Annotated in this window: 18 protein-coding genes; 16 read left to right on the top strand and 2 right to left on the bottom strand. The window is 76.3% G+C overall.

Translation table 11 applies throughout. The annotated features are described in order from the left end of the window. Window positions 1-44: 44 nt before the first annotated feature. From Sya03_RS22260 to Sya03_RS22205, 12 genes are all read left to right on the top strand, one after another. Window positions 45-542 carry a pyridoxamine 5'-phosphate oxidase family protein gene (locus tag Sya03_RS22260; protein WP_203940311.1) on the top strand — a complete coding sequence of 166 codons (498 nt, stop codon included), beginning with the start codon at window positions 45-47 and terminating at the stop codon, window positions 540-542. Window positions 543-586: 44 nt separating this feature from the next. After that, complete coding sequence (locus tag Sya03_RS22255) at window positions 587-1,168, top strand: ArsR/SmtB family transcription factor (protein WP_203940310.1); 582 nt, start codon at window positions 587-589, stop codon at window positions 1,166-1,168. After that, entirely contained in the window at window positions 1,165-2,436 is a 1,272-nt protein-coding gene (locus Sya03_RS22250) for an MFS transporter (RefSeq protein ID WP_203940309.1), read from the top strand. The genes Sya03_RS22255 and Sya03_RS22250 overlap by 4 nt, the downstream gene beginning before the upstream one ends. 37 nt (window positions 2,437-2,473) lie before the next feature. Further along, a complete protein-coding gene (locus Sya03_RS22245; protein WP_203940308.1) occupies window positions 2,474-2,695 on the top strand; it encodes a hypothetical protein in 222 nt (73 codons plus the stop codon). An 84-nt stretch (window positions 2,696-2,779) separates the two neighbouring features. Then, a complete protein-coding gene (locus tag Sya03_RS22240) occupies window positions 2,780-4,609 on the top strand; it encodes a replication-associated recombination protein A (RefSeq protein WP_239107761.1) in 1,830 nt (609 codons plus the stop codon). After that, window positions 4,606-8,022, top strand: coding sequence for a hypothetical protein (locus tag Sya03_RS31175; protein ID WP_239107760.1), 3,417 nt, complete (start codon window positions 4,606-4,608; stop codon window positions 8,020-8,022). Before Sya03_RS22240 ends, Sya03_RS31175 begins: the two co-directional genes overlap by 4 nt. A 101-nt stretch (window positions 8,023-8,123) precedes the next feature. Further along, a complete protein-coding gene (locus Sya03_RS22230; RefSeq protein ID WP_275411469.1) occupies window positions 8,124-8,588 on the top strand; it encodes a DUF948 domain-containing protein in 465 nt (154 codons plus the stop codon). Between the two features lie 19 nt (window positions 8,589-8,607). Beyond that, complete coding sequence (locus tag Sya03_RS22225) at window positions 8,608-8,928, top strand: DUF6167 family protein (protein ID WP_239107759.1); 321 nt, start codon at window positions 8,608-8,610, stop codon at window positions 8,926-8,928. Beyond that, window positions 8,925-11,609 (top strand): alanine--tRNA ligase, encoded by a 2,685-nt coding sequence (gene alaS, locus Sya03_RS22220; RefSeq protein ID WP_203940307.1) that lies wholly within the window; start codon window positions 8,925-8,927, stop codon window positions 11,607-11,609. Before Sya03_RS22225 ends, alaS begins: the two co-directional genes overlap by 4 nt. A gap of 28 nt (window positions 11,610-11,637) precedes the next feature. After that, window positions 11,638-12,090 (top strand): Holliday junction resolvase RuvX, encoded by a 453-nt coding sequence (gene ruvX, locus Sya03_RS22215; protein WP_203940306.1) that lies wholly within the window; start codon window positions 11,638-11,640, stop codon window positions 12,088-12,090. A 2-nt stretch (window positions 12,091-12,092) separates the two neighbouring features. Beyond that, a complete protein-coding gene (gene mltG, locus Sya03_RS22210; RefSeq protein WP_203940305.1) occupies window positions 12,093-13,274 on the top strand; it encodes an endolytic transglycosylase MltG in 1,182 nt (393 codons plus the stop codon). 2 nt (window positions 13,275-13,276) lie between these two features. After that, a complete protein-coding gene (locus tag Sya03_RS22205; RefSeq protein ID WP_239107758.1) occupies window positions 13,277-14,104 on the top strand; it encodes a shikimate dehydrogenase in 828 nt (275 codons plus the stop codon). Between the two features lie 7 nt (window positions 14,105-14,111). On the opposite strand, the gene Sya03_RS22200 is transcribed toward Sya03_RS22205, so the two are convergent. Beyond that, window positions 14,112-15,347, bottom strand: a complete 1,236-nt coding sequence (locus tag Sya03_RS22200) for a multidrug effflux MFS transporter (RefSeq protein WP_203940303.1) — start codon at window positions 15,345-15,347, stop codon at window positions 14,112-14,114. 36 nt (window positions 15,348-15,383) lie between these two features. On the opposite strand from Sya03_RS22200, the gene Sya03_RS22195 reads away from it, so the two are divergent. The 3 genes from Sya03_RS22195 to Sya03_RS22185 all read left to right on the top strand — a co-directional run bounded on the left by Sya03_RS22195 (window position 15,384) and on the right by Sya03_RS22185 (window position 17,584). After that, window positions 15,384-15,824, top strand: coding sequence for a MarR family winged helix-turn-helix transcriptional regulator (locus Sya03_RS22195; RefSeq protein ID WP_203940302.1), 441 nt, complete (start codon window positions 15,384-15,386; stop codon window positions 15,822-15,824). A gap of 69 nt (window positions 15,825-15,893) precedes the next feature. Further along, window positions 15,894-17,072, top strand: a complete 1,179-nt coding sequence (gene aroC, locus Sya03_RS22190; RefSeq protein ID WP_203940301.1) for a chorismate synthase — start codon at window positions 15,894-15,896, stop codon at window positions 17,070-17,072. Further along, window positions 17,072-17,584, top strand: a complete 513-nt coding sequence (locus Sya03_RS22185; RefSeq protein ID WP_203940300.1) for a shikimate kinase — start codon at window positions 17,072-17,074, stop codon at window positions 17,582-17,584. The genes aroC and Sya03_RS22185 overlap by 1 nt, the downstream gene beginning before the upstream one ends. Here Sya03_RS22185 and Sya03_RS22180 read toward each other — a convergent pair. Next, window positions 17,581-18,279 carry an alpha/beta fold hydrolase gene (locus Sya03_RS22180; protein WP_203940299.1) on the bottom strand — a complete coding sequence of 233 codons (699 nt, stop codon included), beginning with the start codon at window positions 18,277-18,279 and terminating at the stop codon, window positions 17,581-17,583. The two genes, Sya03_RS22185 and Sya03_RS22180, sit on opposite strands and share 4 nt — an antisense overlap. 84 nt (window positions 18,280-18,363) lie before the next feature. On the opposite strand from Sya03_RS22180, the gene Sya03_RS22175 reads away from it, so the two are divergent. Beyond that, a complete protein-coding gene (locus Sya03_RS22175) occupies window positions 18,364-19,365 on the top strand; it encodes a helix-turn-helix transcriptional regulator (RefSeq protein ID WP_203940298.1) in 1,002 nt (333 codons plus the stop codon). Window positions 19,366-19,371: the final 6 nt, after the last annotated feature.

The following is a 19,371-nucleotide window of genomic DNA, read 5'->3' as shown; positions in this document are numbered from 1 at the left end:
CGGCGGCGCACGGGCCGCCCGACGGCACCGCGGAGGACCCGGCCATGCGACCCAGCGAGATCACCGACATCCTGAACCGGCCGCTCAGCCAGGAGCTGCTGGCCCGTGACCTGGCCCGGCTGGCCTACGTGGCGGCGGACGGCACCCCGCGCTGCGTGCCGATCGCGTTCACGTGGAACGGCGCCGAGATCGTCATGTGCACCACGACGAACGCGCCGAAGCTGCCCGCCCTGCGCCGCAATCCGGCGGTCGCCCTGACCGTCGACACCGAGGTGCACCCGCCCACGATCCTGCTCGTGCGGGGCCGGGCGGAGCTGGACGTGGTGGACGGCATCCCGGCCGAGTACCTGCGGATGAACGGCAGCTACGCGATGACGCCCGAGCAGCGGGTGGCGTGGGAGGCCGAGGTGCGCTCGCTCTACGACGCCATGGTGCGCATCGTCGTGACCCCCACCTGGGTGAAGCTCATCGACTTCGAGACGACGCTGCCGTCCGCCGTCGAGGAGCTGGTCCGGCGCCGCGCGGAGCGGCAGCGCGCCTGACCGGAGACCTTGCACAATATCTGTGCACAAGTATTGTGCACGGCATGGACGCTCATCCCCGCGTGGTGCGGCTCAGCGGCGAGCAGGTGCGCGCGCTCGCCCACCCGCTGCGCTCGCGCCTGCTCGCCCAGCTGCGCCTCGACGGCCCGGCCACCGCCACCCGGCTGGCCGCCACGTTCGGCACCAACACCGGCGCCACCAGCTACCACCTGCGCCAGCTGGCCGCCGCCGGCCTGGTCGCCGAGGACGCCGGCGCCGGGCGCGGGCGCGAGCGCTGGTGGCGGGCCGAGCACGACATCAGCAGCTTCTTCCCGAGCGACTACGACGACGACCCGGACGCGGCCGCCGCCGTGCGCTGGCTCGACGCCAACGCCGTGCGCCGGTTCGCCGACCACGCCCGGCGGTGGGCCGAGACCGCCCCCACCTGGCCGAGGCAATGGCGCGACGCCGCGTCCGGCTCCGACTACATCCTGTCGCTCGACGCCGCCCGGCTGCGGGCCCTCGTGGACGAGCTCGGCGAGGTCGTCGCCCGGCACCGCGCGGCCGCCGACGCCGCGCCCGCCACCGACGACACCCGGCAGGTACTGCTGTACCTGCACGCCTTCCCGCGCCAGGGCGACGCATGAGCCCTCTGACGCCGGCCGCCGTGCGCCGCCGCTACCTGGTGCTGAACGCCCTGCGCTGGCTGCCCACCGGCCTGCTCATCCCGATCTTCGTGCTGCTGCCGCTGGAGCGCGGCCTCACCCTCGCCCAGTTCGGGCTGGTCGCGGCGGCGCAGGGCTTCGTCGTGCTGTTCCTGGAGCTGCCGACCGGCGGGCTGTCCGACGCCATCGGGCGCCGGCCCGTGCTGCTGGCCGCCGTCGTGGTGCAGCTCGGCTCGCTGACCCTGCTCGCCCTCGCCGACTCCATGGCGCTGTTCCTGGCCTGCTTCGTGCTGCAGGGCGTGTACCGGGCGCTGGACAGCGGCCCGCTGGAGGCCTGGTACGTGGAGACCGCGCTGGCCGCCGACCCGGCCGCCGACATCGAGACCGGCCTCAGCCGGGGGAGCGCGGCACTGAGCGGGGCGATCGGCGCGGGCGCGCTGGCCGGCGGCGGCATCATCGCGCTCGGGCCGTACGGCCCGGTCACCGCGCTCACCGCCCCGGTGCTGGTCGCGATCGCGCTGGAGGTCGTCGCGCTGGTGGCCGTCGCGCTGCTGCTGCGCGAGGTCCGCCCGCCGCGCGGCACGTCCGCGCTGCGCGCCTCGATCACCGGGGTGCCCACGGCCGTCGGCGGGGCGTTCGGGCTGGTCAAGCGGTCACGGGTGCTGCTGGCGCTGATCGCGGTGGAGCTGTTCTGGGGCTTCGGCATGGTCACGTTCGAGGCCCTGACGGCGGTGAAGCTGGCCGAGGTCATGGCCGGCGGCCGGGACGCGGCCGCCGCGCTGCTCGGCCCGGCCTCGTCGGCGGCCTGGCTGGTCAGCGCCGCCGGGGCGGCCGCCGTGCCGCTGCTCGCCCGGCGCATCGGGGCGCCGTGGAGCGGGTTCTGGCTGCGCGTCGCCCAGGGGCTGGCCGTGGCCGGCATGGCCCTGTCCGCCGGGCCCGCCGGGGTGCTCGCGGCGTTCCTGCTCTGCTACGCCGTGCACGGCGCCGCGAACCCGGTGCACTCCGGGCTGCTGCACCGCCAGGTCGAGGGGCCGTACCGGGCCAGCGTGGTGTCGCTCAACTCGATGGTCAGCCAGCCGGCCGGGGCGATCGGCGGGATCGCCCTGACCGCGCTGGCCGCCGCCGTGTCGGTCGAGGCGGCCATGCTGACCGGCGCCGGGGTGCTCGCCGCGGCCGCCCCGCTCTACCTGGCGGCCCGCCGATCAGTTCCGGTCGACAGTGGAGTTTCGGAGTCGCCCGCATCCGGGTAACAGCAGGCCCAACGCTTCACCACCCCCGGAGGACACCATGCTCGCCATCGCCGCCGCCGTCGTGTTCGGCGTCTACCTGCTGCTCGACCTGCTCGACACCAACCTGGGCGCCCCGGACCTGTTCAACTTCCCGACCATGGCGTCGCTCGGCCTGCTCCTGCTGGCCCTGTACCTGGCGGGCGTCGGCAGCGGCCCGCGCGCCGGCTCCGGCTCCGGCAGCGGCCGCCGCTTCTACGGCCGCCGCCCCGGCCGGGGCTGATCCCGCTAAGTCCTGAGATTTCCGACACCCGGCCCCGCCTCGGCTGTTCCGGCCGCCGAGGCGGGGCCGGTACTCTTCGTGCCGATGGACGTCGACGGCCTCTTCCCCCTGGCCGAGCCCGCCGCAGCGGCACCGCCCGTGGCTCACCCGTCCGGCACCGCCTTCACCGCGGTCCGGGCCGACTCGCCGCTGCCCGTGCGCATGCGTCCGCGCACCCTCGACGAGCTCGTCGGCCAGGCCCACCTGCTCGCCCCCGGCGCCCCGCTGCGCCAGCTCGTCACCGGCGCCAGCCCGCTGTCCGTCATCCTGTGGGGCCCGCCCGGCAGCGGCAAGACCACCATCGCGCACCTCGTCGCCGGCGCCACCGACCGCGTGTTCGTCGCGCTGTCCGCGCTCACCGCCGGCGTCAAGGACGTCCGCGCCGTCATCGACGAGGCCCGCCGCCGGCGCCGCACCGGCGGCTCGCCCACCGTCCTGTTCATCGACGAGGTGCACCGCTTCTCCAAGACGCAGCAGGACTCGCTGCTCGCCGCCGTCGAGGACCGCACCGTCACCCTGCTCGCCGCCACCACCGAGAACCCGTACTTCTCGGTCATCTCGCCGCTGCTGTCCCGGTGCGTGCTGCTCACCTTGCAACCCCTCGACGACGCCGCCGTCCGCGACCTCGTCCGGCGCGCCGTCGCCGACGAACGCGGCCTCGCCGGCGAGGTCACCCTCACCGCCGAGGCCGAGGACCACCTGGTACGCCTCGCGAGCGGCGACGTCCGCAAGGCCCTCACCGCGCTCGAGGCGGCCGCAGGCTCCGCCCAGGCCGCCGGCGCCACCGAGATCGACCTGGCCACCGCCGAACGCGCCGTCGACGTCGCCGCCGTCCGCTACGACCGCGACGGCGACGCCCACTACGACGTCACCAGCGCGTTCATCAAGAGCATGCGCGGCAGCGACCCCGACGCCGCCCTGCACTGGCTGGCCCGGATGCTCGTCGCCGGCGAGGACCCCCGGTTCATCGCCCGCCGCATCGTCATCTTCGCCAGCGAGGACGTCGGCATGGCCGACCCGCAGGCCCTGCTCGTCGCCACCGCCGCCGCCCAGGCCGTGCAGCTCATCGGCCTGCCCGAGGCCGGCCTCAACCTGGCGCACGCCGTCGTCCACTGCGCCACCGCCCCCAAGAGCAACGCCGTCACCACCGCCATCGGCGCCGCCCTGGCCGATGTCCGCAAGGGCGTCGGCGGCGCGGTGCCCCCGGCCCTGCGCGACGCCCACTACGCCGGCTCCAAGGGCCTCGGCCACGGCCGCGGCTACCGCTACCCGCACGACGAACCGCTGGGCGTCGCCACCCAGCAGTACGCACCGGACGACCTCGTCGGCGTCGACTACTACACCCCGACGGCCCACGGCGCGGAACGCGCGGTCGCCGACCGCCTGCCCCGCCTGCGCCGCATCGTCCGCGGCCTCCCGGCCCCCGCCGCACCTCCGGCAGCCGCTGCGCCCGCGCCCGCCGCCGCGCCCGCTTTCGGGCCCCCCGCGTCGCCCGCTTCCGGGCCTGATGCCTCTGTCGCCGCGCCGGACGGGGTTGAGCCTGCTGCTTCCGCCGCCGCTACCGGCTCCGTCGTGACCGAGACCACGCCGGCCGCCGCCGACGTGCCCGAGCCCGTCCCGGCCGGCGGCCCCGCTGCGGCCGAAGCCCCTGCCACGGCTGGGGAAGCGCCCGGGCCCGGGGTTGCGGGCACCGTCGAGACTGGCGACGACACACCCGCCCCGGCGGTCCCGGACGGGACCGGGCGGGTTGCGGGCACGCCGGCGGTCGGCAATCGTCGTCAGTCGGCAGGACGCCGCACGGCGAACGGCCGCGCCCGGGCAACGACGCCCGCCGGCGAAGTCGGCGGCGCACCCGCCGGGAAGGACGACCTGTGAGAGCCCGCGGACCCGAACGGCCCGACGACGACCGGCAGGATCAGGCCGGCCGCAGCCGGCGCCTGTTCGGGCGCGCCAAGCCGGAGCCGCCGCCCGCGGAGGAGGTCAGCGGCGAGGAGACCGGCTGGCTCGACGACCTGCGCTCGGCCAAGGAGGACACCACCGCCCTCGGCCCGGGCGGCGCCGCCGCCGTCCCGTCCGCCTACAGCCGGGCCCCCCGCGCCGACGACGACCAGCCCGCCGACGCCCCACCGCGCGGCGCACCCGACTCCCCGCCGCGCGGTGGCCCCGGTGCCCCGCACGGCGGTCTCGCCGGTTCCCACGCGGCCGAGCCGCCGCGCGCCGCCGGGCCGCCCCGCGGCACCGGCCCGTCGCGCGGCGCCGCACCGCCCGCCGACCCGGGCGCCACCCGCCGGCCGGCCCCGCACCAGCCCCCGCACCAGCCCCCGCACCAGGCGCCACCGCCCACCGCGGGCCCCGGCGGCGCCCCGATCGTCGCGCCGCCGGTCGCCCCCACGTCGGGCGCCCCCCGCCCGGTCTCCGGCGCCCCCCGCCCGGTGTCGGGCATGCCCGCCGGCCCGGCCGCGCCGGTCTCGCCGGTCCCGCCGCGCCCCCGCCACGGCACCGCCGACGACCCCCGCCCCCCGGCCGCCGACCGCTTCCCGGCCGACCCCGGCTACCCGCCGGCCCCGGGCCGCCACGACCCGGGGCACGCCTCGGGCCGCATCGACCCGGGCCAGCTGCCCGGCCGCATCGACCCGGGCCAGCTGCCCGGCCGCATCGACCCGGGCCACGCCTCCGGCCGCATCGACCCGGGCCACGCCTCGGGCCGCATCGACCCCGGCCAGATGTCGGGCCGGATCGACCCCGGCCAGATGCCCGGCCGAGTGACCCCCGGCCAGGGGCCGGGCCAGGGGCCCGGCCACGGCTCGCGCCGGCTCGACCCCGGTCAGGTCCCCGGGCGGGCCGAGCCCGGCCACGCGTCCGGCCGGATCGACCCCGGCGCCGCCGCGCCCCGCCCCGAGCGGACCGGGCCCCGGCACGCGTCGGGGGAGTACCCGTCGGTCGCGCCGCGGTCCGCTCCGCCCGCGGGCGGCCGGTTCGGCGGCGACGTGGTCGTGCCGCGCAGCGGCAACGCCCCCGAGCCGCCCGGCCGCCACGCCGGCCCCGAGGTCGCCGTGCCGCGCAGCGGCAACGCCCCCGAACCACCGGCGGCCCGCGCCGCCGCGCCCGGCCGCGCCCCCGGCGACGCCGGCACCGGCCCCGTGCCGCGCCCCGGCGCCCGCGCCACGCCCCCGGGCGACCAGACCGGCCCCCGCCCGTCGCCCCGGCCCCCGGCCGGCCCGGGCCGCGCCGCCGCGCCGCCCGCCGGCTACGGCACCCCCGCCGGACCCGTCAGCCCCGGCTCCTACAGCATCGGCCCGAGCGGCCCGGTCAGCCCGGGCGCCTTCGGCGTCCCGGCCGGCCCGGCGCCGGTGGCCCGGCACGGCGTCGCCGACCCCGTCGAACAGGTCACCGCGATCACCGAGGTCCCGGTCGTGCCGGGCCCGCAGGGCGCCCGCGCCCCGGTCGTCCCCGGCCGGGCCGGCGCGATGGCCCCCGCCCAGCGACCGGACCAGCGCCCCGTCCAGGCCCGCGTCCAGGCCCCGGCCCCGCACCCGGGCCACCCCGGCGCCACAGGCCACCCCGGCGCTCCGGGCCACCCGGGCCAGCCGGGCGTCGGCCAGCCCGGTCGCCCTGGCACCGCGGGTCAGCCCGGTCACCCGGGCCCGGCGGGCCCGCACGATTCGGGCCGTCCCGGCGCCCTGCACCCCGGTGCTGCCCGTCCCGGGCAGGCGGCGATCCCGGGCCAGGCGGCGGTCCCCGGCCGAGCAACCCCCGTGCCTCCCGGCGGCGTGCCGGGTGGCGTCCCCGGCGGCATGCCCGGAAGCGGCCCTGCAGGGGTGCCGGGCGGAGTGCCGGGCGGCAGCCCCGATGGCATGACCCACCACCCCGGCGAGCGGTCCGGCACGATCCGACCCGGCCAGCCGGGCGCCCGCCTGCAGGACCAGGGCCGGAACCCGGGCTTCGACCCCGGCGACGACCCGCGCGACTCATATGGCCAGCGCGACCCTCACGACGACCCACGCGATCCGCGCGGTCGCCGCGACCCCCACGACCCGCATGACCCACGGGGCCCGCAAGGCGACGTGCGGGACCTGCGCGATCAGCGCGACCCCCACGACCCCGACCACCCGCGCGACCCCCGCAACCGCGCCGCCGCCCAGGCCTCGAACCCCCCGGCCCAGAACGACCCGCACGGCCGCCGCCCAGCCCCCGGCGCCGCCCGCGCCGCCGGCGCCGCCGGCGCGGTGGCGGCAGCGGCGGTCCCGCCCCCGATGGCCGGCGCCGCCCGGGTGACCCCCGGCCGCGCCACCGCCCAGACCTCCGGCCGCGTCGCCGTGCCGCCGGCTCAGCAGGGGCCCCGGCCCGACGAGGCGCCGGTGGCGCGGGCGGCCGTGCGGCCGCCGTCGGCGTTCGAGGCCGGGACCGCCGCCCGGGCCGCGGTGCGCGCGCCCGACGAGGCGCCCGCCAAGGGCGCCGCGCGCGCCGCCGTGCGCCCGCCGGAGGCTGTCGCCCCGCCGGGGACGGTGGTCGGTTCGGTGGCCGCCGGTGCCGCCGGGCGGGGAGCCGCCGTGGTGGCCCCGGTCGAGGCGCCCGCGCGGCCGGTGTCGCCGGCCCCGGACGGGTCCGCGCCCGACGAGCCGGCCACCGGGATGCGGGCGGAGCTGCGGCGCACGATGCGCGAGCAGCGCCGGTTGCGGATGGTCACCCTGCTGGCGGTGACGCTGGTGCTGCTGGCGGCGTTGCCGATGTTCTTCCTGATCCGGTCGGCGACGCGGGACCCGGTGTTCGCCGCGCTCGACGAGCTGAGCGTGCCCGGGTGGGCGTCCGCCGGGGTCGAGGACAACAGCAGCGGCAGCCTGTGGTGCTTCTCGGAGTGCCGGTTCCGGGAGCGGACGGCCCGGTCGGGTCAGGACGTGCAGCCGACCGCCGGGGAGTACGAGCGGGCGCTGGCGGACGCGGGCTGGCGGCGCTGGGACGTGGCGGACTGCGTGCCGCCGGGCACCGAGGGCGACGCGTCCTGCTGGCGGCGCGACGAGTTCACGCTCGACCTGTGGGTGCGGGCGCCGGCGTGCGAGCCGGAGGCCGAGCCGGGTGCGGTGACGGCCGAGCCGGGCGAGGTGGGTGCCGCCCCGGCGACGCCGGCCGCGGCGTGCGCCGGGTCGCTGGTGTCGATCAAGGTGCGCAACGCGATCTCGGACGAGCGCGGGCGCCCGGAGGTGACGCCGGACCCGGATCTGGTGGGCGAGACGCCCGACCCGGTCATCACGGACGATCCGTTGGGGACGCCGACACCCGCCCCGTCGTGACGCGGCGCGCGGTCACTGACGGTAGGGTCTGCACGGTGCCGGGGGCGGGGATGCCGCCCGGGTGGTCGGCCTGCCGCAGGCCGCTGGAGGGGGAGTAAGTCGTGGACGTTAGTGCCGGGGAGATCGCTGCGCTGGTGGCGGCCGGGGCGTTCCTCATGCTGGTGCTCGTGCTGGCCGTGCCGATCCTGCGGCTGCGGCACACGGTCGATGCCGCCACCCGGGCGATCAACGACGTGAACGCGCAGGCCGCGCCGCTGCTGTCGAACGTGACGACCACGGTGGACAACGTCAACACGGCGCTGGGCCAGGTCCAGGTGTCGCTGGACGGGGTGAACGTGCAGCTCGCGAAGATCGACACGATGACGTCGCACGCCCAGAACGTGACGGCGAACGTCGCGAACCTGGCGACGGTCGTGTCGGCGGCGGCGGCGAACCCGCTGGTCAAGGTGGCGTCGTTCGGCTACGGGCTGCGCAAGGCGGCCGGCGCCCGCCGGCACGCCGAGGAGGAGCGCGAGGTGCGCGCCGCGCTGAAGTCGCAGCGCAAGTCCCGTCGCGCGGGCCGCTGAGGCCGGGGAGGACCGAACCGTGAAGCGTCTGCTCTGGCTGGGCATCGGCCTGGCCGTCGGTGTCGTGGTGGTGCGCAAGATGAACCGCGCCGCGCAGCAGTTCACCCCGACGGGCATCGCCTCGTCGCTGTCGGAATCGGCTGGCGGGCTCGTCGAGTCGATGCGTAGCTTCGTGGACGACGTCCGCGCGGGCATGGCGGAGCGCGAGCAGGAGATCCACGCCGCCTTCGCCGAGGGCGTGCTGTACGAAGACGAGTTCGCCGACCTGCGCGACGACGACGTGGAGGAGCGCCGGGTGGGCTCGCACCGGCGCGATGAACCGGGAGACGGCAAGCGATGAAGACGGCGGAGATCAAGCGGCGCTTCCTGGCGCACTTCGAGGCGAACGGGCACGCGGTCGTGCCGAGCGCCCCGCTGCCGGCCATCGACGACCCGAACCTGCTGTTCATCAACGCCGGCATGGTGCAGTTCGTGCCGTACTTCCTGGGTCAGCGGACCCCGCCGTGGCGCACGGCGGCGAGCGTGCAGAAGTGCATCCGCACCCCGGACATCGACGAGGTCGGCAAGACGAGCCGGCACGGCACGTTCTTCCAGATGAACGGCAACTTCTCGTTCGGCGACTACTTCAAGGCGGGCGCGATCCCGCTGGCGTGGGAGCTGAGCACGAAGCCGGTGGAGCAGGGCGGTTTCGGCCTGGACCCGGAGAAGATCTGGGCGACGGTCTACCTGGACGACGACGAGGCCATCGACATCTGGCGGCAGACGGGCCTGCCGGCCGAGCGCATCGTGCGCCGCGGCAAGAAGGACAACTTCTGGTCGATGGGCATCCCGGGGCCGGCGGGCCCGTGCTCGGAGCTGTACTACGACCGCGGCCCGGCGTACGGCCCGGAGGGCGGCCCGGAGGTCGACGAGGACCGGTACCTGGAGTTCTGGAACCTGGTCTTCATGCAGCACGAGATCGCGGACGTGCGGTCCAAGGAGGACTTCCGCATCGTCGGCGACCTGCCGAACAAGAACATCGACACCGGCATGGGGCTGGAGCGCATCGCCTCGATCCTGCAGGGCGTCGACAACCTGTACGAGATCGACGAGGTGCGCCCGATCCTGGCGCGGGCGGCGGAGCTGACCGGCAAGTCGTACGGCACCCAGTCGGGGCACGCGGCGAACCAGTCGCACCCGGACGACGTGCGGCTGCGCGTCATCGCCGACCACGTGCGCACGTCGCTGATGCTGATCGGCGACGGCGTGACGCCGTCGAACGAGGGCCGCGGGTACGTGCTGCGCCGCATCATGCGCCGGGCGATCCGGGCGATGCGGCTGCTGGGCTGGCAGGACCGGGCGCTGCCGGAGCTGCTGCCGATCGCGCGCGACTGCATGGCGCCGTCGTACCCGGAGCTGGCGACCGACTTCGACCGCATCTCGACGTACGCGTACGCGGAGGAGGACCAGTTCCTCGGCACGCTGCGCGCGGGCACGACGATCCTGGACACCGCGATCGCGGACACGAAGCGGGCGGGCGGGCCGAGCCTGGCGGCGGACAAGGCGTTCCAGCTGCACGACACGTACGGCTTCCCGATCGACCTGACGCTGGAGATCGCGGCGGAGCAGGGCCTCCAGGTCGACCAGGACGGTTTCCGCCGGCTGATGGCGGAGCAGCGCACCCGGGCGAAGGCGGACGCGCAGGCGCGCAAGACGGGTCACGTCGACCTGTCGGCGTACCGGGCAGTGCTGGACGACGGCGGCGCGGTGCAGTTCACCGGCTACGCGGAGGTGTCGCGCGAGTCGACGGTGCGCGCGCTGCTGACCACGGGCGGCGTCAACGTGCCCGCGGCGGGCGAGGGCGACCTGATCGAGCTGGTGCTGGACACGACCCCGTTCTACGCGGAGGGCGGCGGCCAGCAGGCCGACTGGGGCGTCATCAACGTGGGCGGCGGCCAGGTCGAGGTGCTCGACGTGCAGCAGCCGCTGCCGGGCCTGATCGTGCACAAGGCGCGGGTGCTGCGCGGCGAGGTGCGCTCGGGTGAGGCGGGTTTCGCGGAGATCGACGTGAACCGCCGCCGGGCGATCTCGCGGTCGCACACGGCGACGCACCTGATCCACCAGACGATGCGCAACTTCCTCGGCGACGCGGCGACCCAGGCGGGTTCGCTGAACGCGCCGGGCCGGCTGCGGTTCGACTTCAACACCCCGGGCGCGGTGGCGCCGAGCGTGCTGCACGACGTGGAGCAGCAGGTCAACGAGGTGCTGCTGCGCGACCTGGAGGTGACCGCGTTCATCACCTCGCAGGAGGAGGCGCGGCGCATCGGGGCGATGGCGCTGTTCGGCGAGAAGTACGGCGACGAGGTGCGGGTCGTCGAGGTCGGCGACTACGCCCGCGAGCTGTGCGGCGGCACCCACGTCGCCCGGTCGGGGCAGCTGGGCCTGGTGAAGATCCTGTCGGAGGGCTCGGTCGGCTCGGGCGTGCGCCGGGTCGAGGCGCTGGTCGGCATCGACGCGTTCGGCTTCCTGGCGAAGGAGCACCTGCTGGTGAGCCGGCTGGCGGAGCTGTTCCGGGTGCCGGGCGACCAGGTCGCGGACCGGGTCGAGCAGACCGTGACGGCGCTGCGCGACGCGGAGAAGGAGCTGGAGAAGCTCCGGGCGCAGATGGTGCTGGGCGGCGCGGCGACGCTCGCGGCGCAGGCCAAGGACCTGCACGGCATCGCGTACGTGGGCACGGAGGCGCCCGAGGGCGCCGGCGGCAACGACGTGCGCACGCTGGCGCAGGAGATCCGCGGCAAGATCGACGCGGCGCGGCCGGCGGTCGTGGCGGTGGCGGCCCGCGCGGGTGGCAAGGCGTCGCTGGTGGTGTCCGTGAACGCGGCGGCGAAGGGCCGCGGCGTGTCGGCGGCCGACCTGGTCAAGGGCGCCCTGTCGGGCCGGGGCGGCGGCAACGCGGACCTGGCGCAGGGCGGCGGCGTGCCCGCCGGGCAGGCGCCGGCGCTGCTGGCGGCGGTCGAGAAGGCGGTCGACGAGACCCGCTGATCCGGCTGTAGGCGAGAGGTAGCTGTCCGTGACGGGATCCCCGAGGGGGAGACGACTGGGCGTCGACGTGGGTAAGGTGCGCGTCGGGGTTGCTGTGAGCGACCCCGACGGAATCCTGGCCACCCCGCTCGTGACTGTGCCCCGCGACCTGACCACGGACGCTGATGCCGTGCCTGCCGACATCGCCGAGATCGCCCGCCTCGTGACGGACAACGAGGCGGTCGGCGTGGTGGTCGGGCTCCCGGTGCGCCTCACCGGCGCCGAGGGGCCCGCCGCCATCGACGCGCGTGCGTGGGCGGATACGCTGGCCCGGGCCGTGGCGGTGCCCGTCGTCCTCTCCGACGAGCGGATGTCGACCGTGGTGGCCACCCGTAGGCTGGCCGAGCGCGGCGTGCGGGGACGCAAGCAGCGAGCGGTCGTCGACCAGGCGGCCGCGGTGGAGATCCTGCAGAGCTGGCTGAACGCACAGCGGAGGCAGTAGCGATGATCGACGAGCTTGACCTCGCATTCGAGGACCAGGGCGAGAAGGGCCCCTCGCGGCACCGGCGCAAGAAGGGCGGGGGCGGCGGCGGCAAGTCCGCGATCGCCTTCGTGCTGGTCTTCCTGCTGCTCGGCGCGCTCGCCGGCGGGGTCTGGTACGGCTACGACAAGGTCAAGGGCTTCTTCACCGCCGCCGACTACGACGGGCCGGGCAGCACCGAGGTCACGGTGCAGGTGAAGAAGGGCGACACGATCACCGACATCGGCAACACGCTGGTGGAGGCCGACGTCGTCAAGAGCGCCGCCGCGTTCGTCGAGGCCGCCGCCGAGCACCCCCAGGGCCAGAACATCCAGGAGGGCTCGTACAAGCTGCGCACGCAGATGCGGGCCAAGGACGTCGTCGTGGCGATGCTGGACCGGGCGAGCCGGATCACCAGCGGCGTGACGATCCAGGAGGGCCTGACGTCGTTCGAGATCTACCAGAAGGTCTCGGAGAAGACGGGCCGGCCCGTGGAGGAGTACCGGGCCGCCGCGAAGGACCCGGAGGCGCTGGGCATCCCGGACTGGTGGTTCACCCGCGACGACGGCCAGAAGGTCACCAAGTCGATCGAGGGCTTCCTGTTCCCGGACACCTACGAGTTCGACCCGAACGCCACCGCCGTCGACCACCTGCGGCTGATGGTGGGCCGGTTCCTCACGGTGACCGGCGAGATGCAGTTCGCGGACCAGTCGCAGAAGGTCCGCAAGATCACCCCGTACGAGGTGCTGACCGTGGCGTCGCTGGCCCAGGCGGAGGCGGGCAACGCCGAGGACCTCGGCAAGGTCGCGCGGGTGGCCTACAACCGCATCTACAGCGGCAACTTCCCGTGCAACTGCCTGGAGTTCGACGTCGGGATCAACTACTACTACCAGCTCAACGGCAAGCCGAAGAAGGCGTCGAAGGACATGACGCGCGCCGAGCTGTACGACCCGAAGAACCCGTACCGGCTGCACGGCAAGGAGGGCCTGCCCCCCACGCCGATCAACAACCCGGGCAAGCAGGCGCTCGAGGGCGCGCTGAAGCCGCCGGCCGGGCCGTGGCTGTTCTTCGTGGCGATCGACAAGGAGGGCCACTCGGCCTTCGCCGCGACGGACGCCGAGCACGAGAAGAACAAGGCGCTGGCGCGCAAGAACGGCATCCTGTGACGGTGGCGCACCGGGCCGCCGTCCTCGGCAAGCCCATCGGGCACTCGCTGTCGCCCGTGATCCACAGCGCCGGGTTCGCCGCGGCCGGGCTGTTCGACTGGTCGTACGAGGCGGTCGAGTGCGCCGAGTCCGAGCTGCCCGCCCTGGTGGCGGGCCTCGGGCCGGAGTGGGCGGGCCTGTCGGTGACGATGCCGCTGAAGGAGGTCGCGCTGTCGCTCGCCGCGAGCGCGTCCGCCGTGGCGACCGCCGTGGGCGCGGCGAACACGCTCGTCCGGCGCCCGGACGGCGCGTGGCACGCCGACAACACCGACGTGGCGGGCATGGTGCGGGTGCTGCGCGACGCCGGGGTGGGCGACGCGCCCGCCGTGGCGGTGCTCGGCGCGGGCGGCACGGCCCGGGCCGCCGTCGCCGCGGCCGCCGCGCTCGGCGCGCCCGCCGTGACGGTCGTCGCGCGCCGCCCGGAGGCGGCGGCGGAGCTGGCCGGGGTGGGCGCGGCGCTCGGCGTCCGGCTGCTCACCGCGGCCTGGGCGGACGCCCCGGCCGCGCTGGCCGCCGCCGACGTGGCCGTGGCCACCGTCCCGAAGGGCGCCGCCGACCCGCTGGCCGCGGCCGTGCCGTGGCGGCGCGGCGCGGTGCTGTTCGACGCCATCTACGACCCGTGGCCGACCCCGCTCGCCGCCGCGGCTGCGGCCGCGGGCGCCCGGGTGGCGTCGGGCCTCGACCTGCTGCTGGCGCAGGCGCTGGGCCAGTTCGAGCAGTTCACCGGCGTCGCACCGGCGCCGGAGGCGGCCATGCGCAACGCCCTGCTGGCGGCGGCCGCCACCCGCTGAGCGGGTGTCAGGCCGGCACGGGCTCGCGCTCGCGGGCCAGCACCAGCACCGACAGCAGCGCCGCGGCGGCGCACGCCAGGATGACGGCCGCCATCGGCACCCCGGTCGCGGGGTCGCCGAACGCGCCCACCAGCGGCGCGACGGCCGCGCCGATCGCCGACTGCACGCCGCCGAGCAGCGCCGCCGCGGTGCCCGCCCGGCGGCCGTGCCGGTCCAGGGCCAGGGCGGTGCCGTTGGGGGCCACCATGCCGACGGTCGACACGAACGCGAACATCGCCACGGCGAGCAGCGCCAGCACCCCGGCCAGCGCCGCGCCCAGCACCGCCGCGGCCGCCGCGCACCCGGCCACCAGGGTCGCCACGAGCAGGGCGCGCGGCGGCCACCGGTCGAGCAGCCGGCCGTTGGCCTGCGACAGGGCGATGAGGCCGAGGGCGTTCACGCCGAACAGCACCCCGTACGCGGTGCCGGACAGCCCGAACCCGTCCTGCAGGGCGAACGGCGAGCCGCCGATGTAGGCGAACAGCCCGGCGAACGCGAACGCCTGCGCCAGGGCGTACCCGGCGAAGGCCCGGTCGGTGACCAGCTCGCGGGCGGTGCGGGCGACGTCGCGCAGGCCACCGTCGCTGCGCCGGTGCGCGGGCAGCGTCTCGGGCAGCTGCCAGGCTGCCAGCGCGGCGAGCAGGGCGGCGATGACGGCGAGCGCGACGAACACCCCGTGCCAGCCGGTGAACCGCAGGACGGCCGCGCCGAGGCTGGGCGCGGCGATCGGGGCGACGCCGAAGACGAGGGTGAGCCGGGAGAAGTACTTCGCGCCCTCGACGCCCGCGTACAGGTCGCGCACCACCGCCCGGGCCACCACGATGCCGACGCCGCCGGCCATGCCCTGCAGCAGCCGGGCGCCGGCGAACAGCGGGGCGGTGGGCGCGGCGGCGCAGGCGAGCGAGGCGAGCGCGTACGCGGTGACGCCGACGAGGACGGGCACCCGCCGGCCGTACCGGTCGCTGAGCGGCCCGGTGAGGATCTGCCCGGCGGCCAGGCCGACGAGGCAGGCGGTGAGCGACAGCTGCACCTGGCTGGCGGAGGCGCCGAACTCCGCGGCGATGTCGGGGAACGCGGGCAGGTACATGTCGATGGACAGCGGGCCGATCGCGGTCAGCGAGCCCAGCAGGACGAGCAGGAGGCCGGGCCTCGGCGGACGGTCGCGCACCGGTGCACAATACCTCTGAGAGCAGAACTGCTGCATCCTGCAAGTAACCCTTGGAAGGGCGGGAGGTGCGCCATGGGCGACCACGCGGGCGACCTCGGCGAGGCGGTCGCCACCCTGCACCACGCGCTGCGCCGCGCCACGGTGCGCGCCACCGGCCGGCCCGAGCTGCCGGCCGCCCAGAACGAGCTGCTCAAGCTCGTCGAGCGCCGGCCCGGCATCGGCGTCACGGCGGCCGCCGAACAGCTGGGCATCGCGCCGAACACGGCCAGCACCCTGGTCGGCGAGGCCGTCGCGGCGGGCCTGGTCACCCGCGAGCGCGACACCGGCGACCGGCGCACCGTGCGGCTGCTGCTCACCGACGAGGCCCGCCGGCGCCTCGAGCGGTACCGCGACCTGCGCCGCACGCTGGTCGCCGTCGGGCTCGGCGAGCTGCCGCCGGAGGCCCGCCGGGAGCTGGCCGCGGCCGTGCCGCACCTGCGCCGGCTCGCCGAACTGCTCGGCGGGCAGGGCTAGATCGTCCGTACCGCGGGACATCGCCGGGGGCGCCGCGGGCCACCGCCGGGGCGTGCCACACTTACGCCCGTGTTGCGCTGGCTGACCGCAGGTGAATCCCACGGACCCGCGCTCGTCGCCATGCTGGAGGGCGTGCCCGCCGGCGTCGAGGTGACGAGTGCCGAGATCGGGCGCGAGCTCGCCCGCCGGCGGCTCGGCTACGGCCGCGGCGCGCGCATGGCGTTCGAGCAGGACGAGCTGGAGCTGATCGGCGGCATCCGGCACGGCGTCACCCAGGGCAGCCCGGTCGCGATCCGCGTCGGCAACAGCGAGTGGCCCAAGTGGCAGACCGTGATGGCGGCCGACCCGGTCGACCCCGCCGAGCTGGCCTCGCAGGCCCGCAACGCGCCGCTGACCCGCCCGCGTCCCGGCCACGCCGACCTGGCCGGCATGCAGAAGTACGGCCACACCGACGCCCGCCCGATCCTCGAGCGCGCCAGCGCCCGCGAGACCGCGGCCCGCGTCGCCGTCGGCACCGTCGCCAAGGCGCTGATCAAGCAGGCCCTCGGCATCGACATCGTCTCGCACGTCATCGAGCTGGGCTCGGTCGCCGCCAAGCCCGGCGTGGTGCCCGTCCCCGAGGACTTCGACCGCATCGACGCCGACCCGCTGCGCTGCCTCGACCCCGAGGCCAGCGCCCGGATGGTCGCCGAGGTCGACGCCGCGAAGAAGGACGCCGACACCCTCGGCGGCATCGTGGAGGTGCTGGCGTACGGGGTGCCCCCGGGCCTGGGCTCGCACGTGCAGTGGGACCGCAAGCTCGACGGCCGCCTCGCCGCCGCGCTGATGAGCATCCAGTCCGTGAAGGGCGTCGAGATCGGCGACGGCTTCACCCAGGCCCGCTCGCGCGGCTCGGTGGCGCACGACGAGATCATCCCGACGGACGCCGGCGTCAAGCGCATCACCGACCGGGCCGGCGGCCTGGAGGGCGGCATCACCAACGGCGAGCCGCTGCGGGTGCGCGCCGCGCTCAAGCCCATCTCGTCGCTGAACCGCGCCCTGCAGACCATCGACGTCACCACCGGCGAGGTCGCCACCGCCATCAACCAGCGCTCGGACGTGTGCGCGGTGCCCGCGGGCGCCGTCGTCGCCGAGGCGATGGTGGCGCTGGTGCTGGCCGAGGCGGCGACGGAGAAGTTCGGCGGCGACTCGGTGGCCGAGATCCGCCGCAACCTGGCCGCCTACGTCGACAACCTGCTGATCCGCTGATGGCCCCGGTCTGCGTGCTCGTCGGCGTGCCCGGCGCGGGTAAGACCACCACCGGCCGGCTGCTCGCCGAGCGGCTCGGCGTCGCGTTCGACGACACCGACGCGGCGATCGAGCGCACGGCCGGCAAGCCGATCCCCGAGATCTTCCTCGACGACGGCGAGCCGCACTTCCGCGAGCTGGAACGCGCGGCGGTGGCGCATGCGCTGGCGTCGTTCGACGGGGTCCTCGCCCTGGGCGGCGGCGCGGTGCTGGCGCCGGAGACCCGGGCGCTGCTGGCCGGGCACCCCGTCGTGTTCCTGTCGGTCGAGCTGTCCGACGCGGTCAAGCGGGTCGGGCTGGGCGCGGGCCGCCCGCTGCTCACGGTCAACCCGCGGGCGACGCTGAAGTACCTGATGGACCAGCGCCGCCCGCTCTACCGGGAAGTCGCCACGCACACCGTGCGCACCGACGGCCGCACCCCCGCCGACGTCGCCGACGAGGTCGCCGCGCTGCTGGGCCAACTGCCGGGCTAACTGCCGGGCTGGCCCGCCAGCGCGCGGGCCAGCGCCACCGGCTCGCTCAGCATCGGCCAGTGCCCGGTCGGCACGGCCACCACCGTCGCGTCCGTCAGCTCGGCGAACCACGGGTGGCCGGCGGCGATCATCTGCGCCACCTGCTCCGCCGGCAGCGCGCACGTCACCAGCGTCAGCGGCACCGCCAGGCCCGCGCCGGTGCGCGGCAGCGGCGCGGTCACCGAGGCGGCCGGATGCGGCGTCGCGCGGGTGCGCAGCAGCTCCAGCGCGGCGTCGTCGAGCCCGGCGAGCAGCTGCGGGTCGGCCGCCGGGTCCCACTCCCGCGGCGGCACCGCCGGGCCGGTGACCGCGACGTCGAGCTGGTCGAGCTGCGTGGTGCCGGCCGGCAGCGGGCCGCTGTCGACGTACACCACCCGGGACAGCCGCCCCGGGATCCGCTCGGCGGCCACCGTCACCGGGAACCCGCCGTAGCTGTGCCCGACCAGCACCACGTCGCGCAGGTCCTCCACCTCGATCAGCCGGACGATGTCGGCGACGTGCGTCTCCAGGTCGGCGCCGGGCAGGTGGTCGCGGTCCGCCACCCCGGTGAGCGTGAGCGGGAAGACGTCGTGCCCGGCGGCGCGCAGCTCGGCGGTGACACCGCGCCACGCCCAAGCGCCGATCCACATGCCGGGTACCAGGACGAACGTGCTCATGGGTGATTCCTTCCGTCGTCGATGCCAGCACCGTACGATGGTTTCCGGACGTAACCAGTCCGGTATCCGGGGAGGTTTTCCGCCATGTCCCGACCGGCGTCACGCGTGCTCGCGATGCTCGAACTGCTCCAGACCCACCACCGCCTCACGGGCGCCGACCTGGCCGCCCGCCTCGGCGTCGACGACCGCACCGTCCGCCGGTACGCGGGCAACCTCGCCGAGCTGGGCATCCCCGTCACCGCCGCCCGCGGCCGGTACGGCGGCTACCGGCTGGAACCCGGCTTCAAGCTGCCCCCGCTGATGCTCACCGACGAGGAGGCCGTCGCCGTCGTCCTCGGGCTGCTCGCCGCCGACCAGCTCGGCCTGCACACCGAGGCCCCGGCCACCGCCGCCGCCCACGACAAGATCACCCGCGTGCTGCCCCGCCCCCTGGCGGAGCGGCTGGGCGCCCTGGAGTCCACCCTGGGCTTCACCGCGGCCCGCCGCGACGGCGCCGCCCGCCCCGCCACCGGCACCCTGCTCACCCTGGGCGCCGCCACCCGCGCCCACCACCGCGTCACCATCACGTACCGCTCGGCGAAGCCCACCGGCGGCGACCGGCGCTGGCCCGGCGACCGCCCGTCCCCGGTCAAGCTGCGCGAGGTCGACCCGTACGGCCTGGTGTTCCACGCGGGCCGGTGGTACCTGGTGGGCCACGACCACCTGCGCGACGAGATCCGCACCTTCCGCCTCGACCGCATCACGGCGGTGTCGTCGTCCACCGAGGCCTTCGAGGCCCCGCCGAACTTCGACGCCGTCGGCCACGTCACGAAGACGCTCGCCGGGCTGCCCTGGGAGCACGCCGTCGAGGTGCTGCTGGAGACCGACCTGACCCAGGCCCGCCGCCGCATCCCGGCCACGGTCGCCGAGCTGACCGAGACGGCGGACGGGGTGCTGCTGCGCGCCAACGCCAACAGCCTGCCCGGCATGGCCACGATGCTGGCGGGCCTCGGCTGGCCGTTCACGGTGCTGAAGCCGGACGCGCTGCGCGGCGCGGTCCGCGAGCTGGCCGACGCCCTGACCGGGTACGCCTCGCGGCCCGCCTGACCGGGC

It is taken from the genome of Spirilliplanes yamanashiensis, assembly GCF_016863475.1.
GTDB classification, from domain to species: domain Bacteria; phylum Actinomycetota; class Actinomycetes; order Mycobacteriales; family Micromonosporaceae; genus Spirilliplanes; species Spirilliplanes yamanashiensis.
This window is presented reverse-complemented; position numbering and strand designations above follow the sequence as displayed.

What these genes read in the sequence shown, in the direction of transcription:
- Sya03_RS22180 (WP_203940299.1), bottom strand. Translation starts at nt 18,279, where the DNA reads ATGAGCACGTTCGTCCTGGTACCCGGCATGTGGATCGGCGCTTGGGCG.
- mltG (WP_203940305.1), top strand. Translation starts at nt 12,093, where the DNA reads ATGATCGACGAGCTTGACCTCGCATTCGAGGACCAGGGCGAGAAGGGC.
- Sya03_RS22260 (WP_203940311.1), top strand. Translation starts at nt 45, where the DNA reads ATGCGACCCAGCGAGATCACCGACATCCTGAACCGGCCGCTCAGCCAG.
- Sya03_RS22245 (WP_203940308.1), top strand. Translation starts at nt 2,474, where the DNA reads ATGCTCGCCATCGCCGCCGCCGTCGTGTTCGGCGTCTACCTGCTGCTC.
- Sya03_RS22175 (WP_203940298.1), top strand. Translation starts at nt 18,364, where the DNA reads ATGTCCCGACCGGCGTCACGCGTGCTCGCGATGCTCGAACTGCTCCAG.
- alaS (WP_203940307.1), top strand. Translation starts at nt 8,925, where the DNA reads ATGAAGACGGCGGAGATCAAGCGGCGCTTCCTGGCGCACTTCGAGGCG.
- Sya03_RS22195 (WP_203940302.1), top strand. Translation starts at nt 15,384, where the DNA reads ATGGGCGACCACGCGGGCGACCTCGGCGAGGCGGTCGCCACCCTGCAC.
- Sya03_RS22200 (WP_203940303.1), bottom strand. Translation starts at nt 15,347, where the DNA reads ATGCAGCAGTTCTGCTCTCAGAGGTATTGTGCACCGGTGCGCGACCGT.
- Sya03_RS22240 (WP_239107761.1), top strand. Translation starts at nt 2,780, where the DNA reads ATGGACGTCGACGGCCTCTTCCCCCTGGCCGAGCCCGCCGCAGCGGCA.
- Sya03_RS22250 (WP_203940309.1), top strand. Translation starts at nt 1,165, where the DNA reads ATGAGCCCTCTGACGCCGGCCGCCGTGCGCCGCCGCTACCTGGTGCTG.
- Sya03_RS22185 (WP_203940300.1), top strand. Translation starts at nt 17,072, where the DNA reads ATGGCCCCGGTCTGCGTGCTCGTCGGCGTGCCCGGCGCGGGTAAGACC.
- Sya03_RS22255 (WP_203940310.1), top strand. Translation starts at nt 587, where the DNA reads ATGGACGCTCATCCCCGCGTGGTGCGGCTCAGCGGCGAGCAGGTGCGC.